We start from the raw sequence: 9,572 nt of genomic DNA on the forward strand, positions 1-9,572 counted from the left end.
TCGACGAACGCGCGCTCGATGACGTAGTCGCCCGGCTCGCGCGTGCGCGGCGACACCTGGAAACCTCGGCCATCAAGCAGGGCGCAGGTGTCGGCCAGCATCGAGGGGCTGCCACAGAGCATCACGCGATCGGTTGCCGGGTCCAGCGGCGGCAGGCCGATAGCCTGGCTCATGACGCCATCGACAATCGCATCGGTGATGCGCCCGCGATTCGGGAACGGCTCGCGCGTCACGGTCGGGTAGTAGATGAGCTTCTCGCGAACCAGCTCGCCGAGATATTCGTGCTTGGGCAGCTCGTTTTCGAGATAGTCCTGATAGGCGAGATCGTTGACGTTGCGCACGCCGTGCGCGATCACGATCTTCTCGAAACGCTCGTAGGTTTCCGGGTCGCGCGCCAGGCTCAAGAACGGCGCGAGGCCGGTGCCGGTGCCCAGCAGGTAGAGATGCTTGCCGGGCTTGAGGTCGTTGAGCACCAGCGTGCCGGTCGGCTTGCGGCTGACGATGAGCGGATCACCCGGCTGGAGGTGCTGCAGGCGCGATGTCAGCGGACCGTTGGGCACCTTGATGCTAAAGAACTCCAGGTGCTCTTCGTAATTCGCGCTGGCGATGGAATAGGCGCGCATCAAGGGGCGCCCATCCACTTCCAGGCCAATCATCACGAACTGGCCGCTCTCGAAGCGGAAGCCAGGATCGCGCGTCGTGCGGAAACTGAAGAGACTGTCGTTCCAGTGGTGCACGTCGATCACGTGCTCCGTCGCCAATGCCACCATTGCCGGTTACCGTCGTAGAAGGGGGAAAGCTGCAGGCAACAGCGCCAGCCAGAGGCTGATGCCGGACTCGTATGGGGAAGGCGATGGGTCGCTGCGCCTGACGAGTGCTGCCTTGGGTGCAGCGCATGGGCGTGCATTATGCCATCGGGCGCCGCTCCGTTCATGATCAGGCCTCGTCCTCGTCCACGCGCCGGCCCAGGGTTCAAGTCGGTGTAGCGGCGCGGACTTGCACGGATCAGACGGGCGCTGGCCGCCTTGAGGCACTCGCCCGGGCCAGATTGCTGCGGCATCATGCCGCGAAGAGGGAGCAGCGCGCTGGGAATCACGATCGCCTTGCTGCCCCCGGCCGACATCAGGGGAGTGGACATGACGCAGGGAACGGAATCGCCGGTCGCCGAGCGGAACACGGCACAACGGCATCTGGAGCGACTGGTGATGCTTTCCGATGGCGTCTTCGCCATCGCGATCACCTTGTCGGCCATCGAGATCAAGCCCGAGCCAGGCGAGGGCGTCTCGCTGTGGGACTCGTGGGGGCCGCCCCTGCTGACCTACTTTCTCAGTTTCTTCCTGATCGGCCTGGTCTGGGTGGTGCACCGGCGCATCGTCTCCCACCTGCGCGACATCGACGTCGCCGGCACCGTGATCAACATGGTGCTGCTGAGCCTGGTGGCGCTGGTGCCCGTGGTGGTGCGTTTCGCGCTGACCCATCCGTCGAAGGAGGGCGCCTATCTCGTCTATGCGCTGGTGTTTGCCGCGCTGTACGCCGTCATGGCATTGCTGTGGGGGTATGCGGGCTTCGTGGCGCGCCTGACTGCGGATATCTCCAGGCCGGCATCGCTGGAACTGCTGTGCAAGCTGTGCTTTGCCGTGGCCGTTTTCGTCGCCGTGGCGATGTACCAGCTCGGCTTCCTGGCGGTAGCGGTGCTCTGCGTGCTGGTGGCCCTGCCGCTGCGCTGGGTTGCCTGGCGCCAGGGGCAGCTGGCGGCCGCGGCCTGAAGCAGCCGGTACAATGGGAGCATGTCAGCCCCCGCCGAAAACACCCGCCAGCCGCTGGAAAAGGACGACTGGCGTCTCACCGTCGCGCCCATGATGGACTGGACGGACCGCCACTGCCGGTATTTCCACCGGCTGTTGTCGCCGCACGCCCGCCTGTATACCGAGATGGTGACCAGTGCCGCGCTGGTTCGAGGCAAGCAGCTGCGCCTGCTTGAACACAGCCAGCAGGAGCACCCGGTTGCACTGCAACTGGGCGGCAGCGAGCCGAACGAACTGGCCATCGCCGCGCGCTACGGCGCCGACGCCGGCTATGACGAGATCAACCTCAACGTGGGTTGTCCCTCCGACCGCGTGCAGTCGGGGCGCTTCGGCGCGTGCCTGATGCGCGAGCCGGTGCTGGTGGGCGATTGCGTCAAGGCCGTGCGAGATGCGGTGGACGTGCCGGTGACGGTGAAGTGCCGCATCGGCGTGGACGACCAGGACGACTACGCCGACCTTCAGCACTTCACCGAAACCATGCTTGGCGCCGGGGTCGAGGTGCTGGTGGTGCACGCCCGCAAGGCCTGGCTGCAGGGCCTGAGTCCCAAGGAAAACCGCGAGATCCCCCCGCTCAACTACGAGCGTGTCTACCGGCTCAAGCGCGACTTCCCAGCGCTGATCATCGTGATCAACGGCGGCATCACCCGGGTGGAAGAGGTGCAGGCCCACCTGGCCCACGTGGACGGCGTCATGCTGGGCCGCGCCGCCTATCACGACCCCTACGTGCTGGCTTACGTCGAAGCGGCGCTTTATGGCGAGCCACTGCCGTCGCGGGATGACGTGCTGATGAGGCTGCGCCCGTACGTCGAAGCCGAACTGGCGCGCGGCACGGCGCTCAAGCACATCAGCCGGCATTTGCTGGGCTTGTATCAGGGCGAGCCCGGGGCCCGCAGCTTCCGCCGGCACCTCAGTGAGGGTGCCCATTTGCCGGGTGCCGGCTGGTCACTGATTGAGCAAGCCATGCAGCAACCCCGGGTCGCGGCGTGACGCCGCTCGTCTATCCGGTCAATATTCAGCCCCGATTTCATAGTCTGAACGACGATACATTCCGTAACCCCGCCGAAACCGGGCTCGCTTAACGAAATGAAAACAATTTTGCGTTCCCTGGTCGTAGTGCTTTCGCTGTCGGCGGGTTCGGCCGCCTGGGCGGGGCAGTCGGCCGAGCCGGCCATGTCGCTGGAGCAGGCGGTGACCCAGGTGCAGAAGGAAACGGGTGGGAAAGTCCTGTCAGCCAGTACCGTGCGGCGCGGACGCAGCTCTTTCGAACATCGTGTAAAGGTACTTACCCCCACGGGCCACGTCCGCGTGGTGACCGTGACCACGGAGGCCGCGAAGGCGGCTTCCAACGATTCGACCAAGAACCCGTCCACTGACGGCGAGAGCAACAAGGAGAAACACTGATGCGCATCCTTTTGGTTGAGGACGAGGCGCCGCTGCGCGAAACGCTCGCTGCCCGCCTGAAGCGCGATGGTTTTGCCGTCGATGCAGCCCAGGACGGTGAAGAGGGCATGTACCTCGGTCGTGAGGTGCCGTTCGACCTCGCCATCATCGACCTGGGCCTGCCCAAGATGTCGGGCATGGACCTGATCAAGTCGCTGCGCGAGGCCGGCCAGCGCTACCCGATCCTGATCCTCACCGCCCGCGGCGGCTGGCAGGACAAGGTGGAAGGCCTCAAGCACGGTGCCGACGACTACCTGGTCAAGCCGTTCCATGTCGAGGAACTGCTGGCCCGCATCAACGCGCTCGTGCGTCGTGCGAGCGGCTGGTCCAAGCCGGTTCTTGCCTGCGGCCCGATCAAGCTCGACACGACGGCCCAGACGGTGGTGGTGGAAGGCAAGCCCGTCGACCTCACCAGTTACGAGTACAAGGTGCTCGAATACCTGATGCTGCATGCGGGAGAGCTGGTCTCCAAGGCCGACCTCACCGAGCACATCTACCAGCAGGATTTCGATCGCGACTCCAATGTGCTGGAGGTCTTCATCGGCCGTCTGCGCAGGAAGCTCGACCCCGAAGGCAACCTCAAGCCCATCGAGACGGTACGTGGACGCGGATACCGCTTTGCCATCCCTCGCAGCGAAAGCGACGACGAATGATCCTCCTCCGCCGCGCCGCCCGTTTTCACTGGCGGCGCGCGCGGCGCTGGCCACCGGCTTCGTGCTGGCGGCTTTCCTCGGCGTGGTTGGCCTTACCCTCACCCGCACCGCCGCCGACAGCGCACTGAAGGGCCTGCAGGATCGCCTGCAGAATTTCGTCGTGGCCTACCTTGCCGGCACCGAAGTTGGTCGCTCCGGCAAAGTGCTGTTGCCCGATACGCCGCCTGACCCGAGTTTCTCGCGGCCGGGGTCGGGTCTCTATGCTGTCGCCATCGGCGACAACGGTTTCCGCTGGGAATCACCGTCGGCCATCGGCCGTGATTTCGGCTTTCTCCACGCGCTTGAACCGGGTGAAGGTCAGTTCGTCGGCCCCGTCGATACACGCATGGGTCGCCTGTACTACTACATCTACGGCGTGGCGCTGGACACGGCCGAGAAGAAATCCGTGCATCTCACCTTCATGGTGGCGCAGACCGAAGACCAGCTCGAGGGCCGCAACGCGGTCTTCCGACGCAGCCTGATCTTTTGGCTGTCGTCCCTGGGCGTGATGCTGATCCTGCTGCAGATGTTGCTGCTGCGCTGGAGCCTCACGCCGTTGCGTAAAGTGGCCAACGAAATGAGCCGCGTGGAGCGCGGCGACCGCGATCACCTGGGCGATCAGTATCCCGCCGAGCTCACCGGCCTGACCGAACGCATCAACGCCTTCATCGACAGCGAGCGCGAACAACGCGTGCGTACGCGCAACACGCTCGCTGATCTCGCCCACAGCCTCAAGACACCGCTCGCCGTCGTCCGCTCCGGCCTGGAAACCGTCAGCGGCGAATCGGGTTTGCGTGACCAGGTGCTGGACCAAGTGCGCAAGATGGACGAACTGGTTGCCTACCAGCTGGCCCGTGCGGCCACGTCCGGACGCCAAACCTTCGCGGCTACCACCATACCCATCGCTGGCCACGCCGAGGATCTCGTGCAGAGCCTGGAGAAGGTCTACGCGGCGAAGAACGTGCTGTGCGAGTTCGATATCGACGACAACGCGGCGTTCTACGGCGAGCAGGGTGACTTGCTGGAGCTGATGGGCAACCTGTTGGAGAACGCCTTCAAGTGGGCGCGCCACCGGGTGCTGCTCGTGGTGAAGATGCGCCCCGTGGCGGGCCGCCCGCGCGCCGGCCTGTGGATCAGCGTGGAAGACGACGGCCCGGGCATCGACGACGACAAGATCGAAAGCGTGCTCCAGCGCGGCGTGCGTGGCGACGAGCGCGTCCAGGGCCACGGCATCGGCCTGTCCATCGTGCAGGACATCATCCGCGCCTACGGCGGCGAACTGCAGGTCGACCGGTCGCCGGAATTCAACGGCGCGCGCTTCAGCGTCAAGCTGCCGCCGGGTTGAACACCCCCGCCGCGTTTGTAGGAGCGCACCCAGTGCGCGATCAATCCACGTAGCCACTCATCAGGGCTGCGATCGCGCACTGGGTGCGCTCCTACAAGAAGCCTCTCATCAACCCGGCGCCGGTGACGCCCCGTAAAACGCTGCAAGCAACTCCGCCACTGGCGCATCCGCACGCCTCAGCACGCCCGGTTGCGACCAGTGCAGCTCGCTCACCACGGCAAAGAACTCATCCGCGCCTTCGGCCGCATAAGGGTCGATCAAGGTGTCGCGCCCGCGTGCGACGTCGTTGGAGAGATGATCGAACGCGCGCTGGAACGCCACGATCCACTGGCGGCGCGCAATATGCGGAGGCAGCAGGGGCACGCCGTCGGGTGGGCCATCGAGCATGTCGAGCTTGTGCGCCATTTCGTGCACGACCACGTTGTAGCCGTCCCACGGTTGTTCCAGATCCAGTTGCACGTCCGCCAGCGAGAGCACCAGCGGTCCGCGCTCCCAGGCCTCGCCGATCAGCACGTCATCGCTTTCGGTGACCACGCCGCTGCGATCGTCGTGATGGCTGCGCCTTACCTTGAATTCCCCGGGATACAGCAGGATGTCCTGCCAGCCGCGCAGCGCCCGCGGCCCCTGCCGCAGCACCGGCAGGCAGGCCTGCAGGGCGATCAGCGTGCACTGCAGCTCGCTGGGCTCGGCACCGGCAAGCCCGTGGAATCGCTTGCGGGCAAGGAACACCGCTGCCAGTTGGCGCAACTCGTCCTGCCGACCGCGATCCAGCCGCCGCGCCAACGGACACGCGGCGAGGGCGTCACGCCAGATCGCGTCGCCAAGCGGGGGAGGAGTGAGATAGGCGCGAAAGCGCCGCCACCAGGAATCCGGCACGGGCCGTGGACTTACTGGATGGAACCCGGAAGCAGGGACTGCCAACCCAGCGTGGCGCGCCGGGTACGGCTCGGCGTGGCCTGATTGGTGCTCGGGCAGTTGTCGCTGCTGGACGACGAAGAAGAGGAACTGGAAGGCGTGGTCGCTTCACGCGACAGGCCCAGCGCGTCGCCGCCGCTGCTACCGCCATCATGACTGCCGGTGGTGCCATCCAGGGCATGCTGCATGGAGGTCAAGTCCTGGCCGTCCGCGTCCATGGCCGAAGCAGCGCTTACGCCGCCGACGCACAGTACACAGCCAATCAAGAACTTCCCGGTACCCATGGCGGCTCAACCCCTTGATCCGCAATCGAAGATCCCGATGCTGGCAGAAAGCCGCAGTCGATGCCAGTGCCCGGAGCCGATCTCAGGGTGGCTGCGAGTCCCAGAAGTCATGGCACCCAACGGCCTGCGGAGCCAGCAAGGCGCAGGCTAGAATTCACCGATGCCCCATTCATCCCCCACCACGGAACTCGCCGCAGGCGCCTTTGCGCGCAACGTGTCGGGCGTGGGCGCCCGCTGATGCAAGCCCAGGAGCTGCTGTTGGCGTTGGCGGATGGAGGCACGGTATCGGGCGCCCAGCTGGCTGAGCGTGCGGGCATCACCCGAGCCGCCATCTGGAAGCAGGTGGAATCCTTGCGCGCGCGGGGCGTGCCGGTGCAGTCGCAGGGCACCGCCGGCTACCGATTGCCTTGGCCGCTCCAACTGCTGGACGCCGCGGCCATCAAGGCGGCGCTGCCGGCGAAGGTGCGCAAGCAGGTGGGCCTGCTCGAACTGCATTGGGAGATCGACTCGACATCCAGTGAAATCCAGCGTCGCGCCGCGAACCTGCCGGACCTCAGCATCGTGCTGGCGGAGACGCAGAGCGCGGGGCGGGGCCGCCGCGGCCGCACCTGGCTGTCGCCGCCGGGGCTGAATATCTATCTGTCGTGCCTCAAGCGCTTCGATGCCGGCTTTGCCGCGCTGTCGGGCCTGTCGCTGGCGGTCGGCGTGATCGTGATGCGCACGCTCGAGGCGTTGGGCATCGACGGTGCCGGGCTCAAATGGCCCAACGATGTGCTTTCGGGCGACGGCAAGCTGGCCGGCATCCTGGTCGAGCTCAGCGGCGAATACCAAGGGCCATGTGCGGCCATCATCGGCGTGGGACTCAACGTGCGCCTGACCTCCGCCCTGCGCGAGCAGGCCGGCCAGCCGGTGAACGACCTGGCCTCGCTGGCTGCTGGCGACGCGCCGGATCGCAACCGCGTGGCATCCGCGCTCATCGGCGCGTTGGCCGAAGGCCTCATCCAGTTCGAACGCGAAGGCTTCGCCGCGTTCGTTGGCGAATACGCCCAGCATGACCTGCTGCTCGGCAAGGCATTGCGGGTGCAGGGCGCCGCCGACACGCACGGCATCGGTGCCGGCGTGGATGCGCGCGGCGCGCTGTTGCTGGAAACGCATGACGGCCTGCGCGCCATCGACAGCGCCGACGTCTCGGTGCGACGCACATGAAGCTGCTGCTCGACCTTGGCAATACGCGGCTCAAGTGGGCGCTGCGCGAGGGCGCTGCCTGGGCCGCGCAGGGTGCCGTGGGCTGGAACGAAGACGTGGTGCTTGCCTTGCACGACGCCTGGCGCGGCATGGCGACGCCGAACCGCGTGTTCGGCGCATCGGTGGTCGATGGCGGACGCGAATCGCAGATCGCCGCCGTGATATCGGCCTGTTTCGCACTCGACATCGAGTGGCTGCGAACGCCGGCGGAAGCGTGCGGCGTGCGCAACGCCTATCCGGAGCCGTCGCGGCTGGGCGTGGATCGCTTCCTCGCCATGGTGGCCGTGCATGCCGACTCGCCGCTGCCCTGCGTGCTGGCCGGTGTCGGCACAGCACTGACGCTGGACGCGCTGACCGCCGACGGCCAGCACCTCGGTGGCCTCATCGCACCGGGCCCGCAGCTGATGCAGCAATCATTGCTGGGAGCGACATCGCGCGTGCGGGTCGAGCGACCAGGTCGCATCCTGGAAGCGGCGGACAACACCCCGGACGCGGTGGCCTCCGGCTGCTGGCAGGCCGCTGCCGCGCTGATCGAGCGCTTCGTCGCGCATATGTCCGGCCCTCTCGGCGGCTCGCCCATGCTGGTGCTCGGCGGCGGCGATGCTGAAGTCCTGCTGCCGCTGCTTTCCCATCCGGCCCGCCTGAGCCCGGATGGTGTGCTGCGCGGGCTGGCGGTGTGGTCGGACGCACATTCCCCTTTGGCGCCGGCTTTCTAGAATGCCGGCTCTGATCGTTTGCCTGACGGATCGACGATGTTCCTGCGCCTGCTCTTTGTCTTGCTGATTGCACTCAATATCGCGGTAGGCGCATGGCTGTTGCTGGGCCAGGACGACGTGCATGGCCGCAGCGCCAGCGATCCGGGCGTGCCGGAACTGCATCTGCTGAGCGAACGTCCCGTGCCACCAGCCAGCGCGCTGGCACCGATCGCTTCCACATCCGTCGCCGCCGCTCCTGCCGAGTCGACGCCCGCCCCGCCCTCGGTGCCTGTTTCGGCGCCCAAATCGACGCAGCAAACCAGCTACACCTGCATGGCGCTCGGCCCCTTCACCACGCAGACCGACATGCGCAACGCGCGCAGCGCCCTCAGCAGCCAGGCCGCCCGCATGCGCTCCCGCCAGGAGCAGACCATGCAAACCACGGGCTGGTGGGTGTTCCTGCCGGCCGGCGGCAGTCGCGACCGCGCGCTGGAACTCGGCCATCGGCTGAGCGCCGCCAACGTGGGCGAATACTTCATCGTCAGCAATGGTGGACAGTCCAACACCGTCTCGCTGGGACTGTTCAAGGATCCGGCCAACGCGCGCCGCCGCCGCGACCAGGTAGTGGCCGCCGGCTTCCCCGCACAGATGAGCGAACGCACCGAAAGCGTGCCGGAATACTGGCTGGACGTCGTGATCGCGGACAGCGGACGCTCCGACTGGCGCAATCGCGTGCGCGGCGTGGGCTCGCACAGCACCGGCTGTTTTTGAGTCCCAAGCCACCGGCCTGCTAGACTTCGCCTCCCATGCCGGTATAGCTCAGTTGGTAGAGCAACTGATTTGTAATCAGTAGGTCGTCCGTTCGAGTCGGACAAGCGGCACCAATATAATTAGTAACTTATATGTTGTAGGTTAAATCTAGCACATCTTTGGGAAGCATTATGGGTATCATTTTAAGAGGTATACGACGTAACATTGAAGATTAATCAAGCTCTCATGGCCTCTCTGAGACCAACTTTCAGTATCTTCAATACCAGATACCTCACCCCCACCCCTGAATGGGGGCCTTCAAAAGGCTGCACTCCCACTCTCTAAAATATAGGATAGAGGATAGGAAAAATATTTAGTCCCTACAGAATTTAGTGCTTAGC

The 9,572-nt window shown here is 65.6% G+C and carries 11 protein-coding genes and 1 tRNA gene; 9 read left to right on the forward strand and 3 right to left on the reverse strand.

Going from position 1 to position 9,572, the window contains the following annotated elements; translation table 11 throughout:
• On the reverse strand, positions 1 to 770 hold a 770-nt coding region (locus tag VFG49_RS14860; RefSeq protein ID WP_324861860.1), incomplete at its 3' end, for a ferredoxin--NADP reductase.
• A 366-nt stretch (positions 771 to 1,136) separates the two neighbouring features.
• On the opposite strand from VFG49_RS14860, the gene VFG49_RS14865 reads away from it, so the two are divergent.
• The 5 genes from VFG49_RS14865 to VFG49_RS14885 all read left to right on the forward strand — a co-directional run bounded on the left by VFG49_RS14865 (position 1,137) and on the right by VFG49_RS14885 (position 5,282).
• On the forward strand, positions 1,137 to 1,766 hold the full coding sequence (locus VFG49_RS14865) for a TMEM175 family protein (protein WP_324861862.1): 630 nt from the start codon (positions 1,137 to 1,139) through the stop codon (positions 1,764 to 1,766).
• 21 nt (positions 1,767 to 1,787) lie between these two features.
• Positions 1,788 to 2,792: a tRNA dihydrouridine(20/20a) synthase DusA gene (gene dusA, locus VFG49_RS14870; RefSeq protein ID WP_324861864.1), complete on the forward strand. Its 1,005-nt coding sequence runs from the start codon at positions 1,788 to 1,790 to the stop codon at positions 2,790 to 2,792.
• A 108-nt stretch (positions 2,793 to 2,900) separates the two neighbouring features.
• Positions 2,901 to 3,206, forward strand: a complete 306-nt coding sequence (locus VFG49_RS14875; RefSeq protein WP_324861866.1) for a hypothetical protein — start codon at positions 2,901 to 2,903, stop codon at positions 3,204 to 3,206.
• Positions 3,206 to 3,898 carry a response regulator transcription factor gene (locus VFG49_RS14880; RefSeq protein WP_199100646.1) on the forward strand — a complete coding sequence of 231 codons (693 nt, stop codon included), beginning with the start codon at positions 3,206 to 3,208 and terminating at the stop codon, positions 3,896 to 3,898. Before VFG49_RS14875 ends, VFG49_RS14880 begins: the two co-directional genes overlap by 1 nt.
• Complete coding sequence (locus VFG49_RS14885) at positions 3,864 to 5,282, forward strand: ATP-binding protein (protein ID WP_324861870.1); 1,419 nt, start codon at positions 3,864 to 3,866, stop codon at positions 5,280 to 5,282. The genes VFG49_RS14880 and VFG49_RS14885 overlap by 35 nt, the downstream gene beginning before the upstream one ends.
• Positions 5,283 to 5,390: 108 nt before the next feature.
• Here VFG49_RS14885 and VFG49_RS14890 read toward each other — a convergent pair whose 3' ends face one another.
• Positions 5,391 to 6,158 carry a M90 family metallopeptidase gene (locus VFG49_RS14890; RefSeq protein WP_324861872.1) on the reverse strand — a complete coding sequence of 256 codons (768 nt, stop codon included), beginning with the start codon at positions 6,156 to 6,158 and terminating at the stop codon, positions 5,391 to 5,393.
• Between the two features lie 11 nt (positions 6,159 to 6,169).
• Positions 6,170 to 6,385 (reverse strand): hypothetical protein, encoded by a 216-nt coding sequence (locus VFG49_RS14895; protein WP_324861874.1) that lies wholly within the window; start codon positions 6,383 to 6,385, stop codon positions 6,170 to 6,172.
• Positions 6,386 to 6,718: 333 nt separating this feature from the next.
• Between VFG49_RS14895 and VFG49_RS14900 the strand changes: the two genes are divergently transcribed.
• The 4 genes from VFG49_RS14900 to VFG49_RS14915 all read left to right on the forward strand — a co-directional run bounded on the left by VFG49_RS14900 (position 6,719) and on the right by VFG49_RS14915 (position 9,305).
• Complete coding sequence (locus VFG49_RS14900; RefSeq protein ID WP_324861876.1) at positions 6,719 to 7,687, forward strand: biotin--[acetyl-CoA-carboxylase] ligase; 969 nt, start codon at positions 6,719 to 6,721, stop codon at positions 7,685 to 7,687.
• Positions 7,684 to 8,442 (forward strand): type III pantothenate kinase, encoded by a 759-nt coding sequence (locus VFG49_RS14905; protein ID WP_324861878.1) that lies wholly within the window; start codon positions 7,684 to 7,686, stop codon positions 8,440 to 8,442. The genes VFG49_RS14900 and VFG49_RS14905 overlap by 4 nt, the downstream gene beginning before the upstream one ends.
• Positions 8,443 to 8,478: 36 nt before the next feature.
• Complete coding sequence (locus VFG49_RS14910; protein WP_324861881.1) at positions 8,479 to 9,192, forward strand: SPOR domain-containing protein; 714 nt, start codon at positions 8,479 to 8,481, stop codon at positions 9,190 to 9,192.
• Positions 9,193 to 9,229: 37 nt separating this feature from the next.
• Positions 9,230 to 9,305: transfer RNA gene (locus VFG49_RS14915), tRNA-Thr, on the forward strand.
• Positions 9,306 to 9,572: the final 267 nt, after the last annotated feature.

The sequence above is a fragment of the Dyella sp. genome, from assembly GCF_035685885.1.
In the GTDB taxonomy this organism is placed as follows: domain Bacteria; phylum Pseudomonadota; class Gammaproteobacteria; order Xanthomonadales; family Rhodanobacteraceae; genus Dyella.

What these genes read in the sequence shown, in the direction of transcription:
- dusA (WP_324861864.1), top strand. Translation starts at nt 1,788, where the DNA reads ATGTCAGCCCCCGCCGAAAACACCCGCCAGCCGCTGGAAAAGGACGAC.
- VFG49_RS14910 (WP_324861881.1), top strand. Translation starts at nt 8,479, where the DNA reads ATGTTCCTGCGCCTGCTCTTTGTCTTGCTGATTGCACTCAATATCGCG.
- VFG49_RS14865 (WP_324861862.1), top strand. Translation starts at nt 1,137, where the DNA reads ATGACGCAGGGAACGGAATCGCCGGTCGCCGAGCGGAACACGGCACAA.
- VFG49_RS14880 (WP_199100646.1), top strand. Translation starts at nt 3,206, where the DNA reads ATGCGCATCCTTTTGGTTGAGGACGAGGCGCCGCTGCGCGAAACGCTC.
- VFG49_RS14895 (WP_324861874.1), bottom strand. Translation starts at nt 6,385, where the DNA reads ATGCAGCATGCCCTGGATGGCACCACCGGCAGTCATGATGGCGGTAGC.
- VFG49_RS14905 (WP_324861878.1), top strand. Translation starts at nt 7,684, where the DNA reads ATGAAGCTGCTGCTCGACCTTGGCAATACGCGGCTCAAGTGGGCGCTG.
- VFG49_RS14900 (WP_324861876.1), top strand. Translation starts at nt 6,719, where the DNA reads ATGCAAGCCCAGGAGCTGCTGTTGGCGTTGGCGGATGGAGGCACGGTA.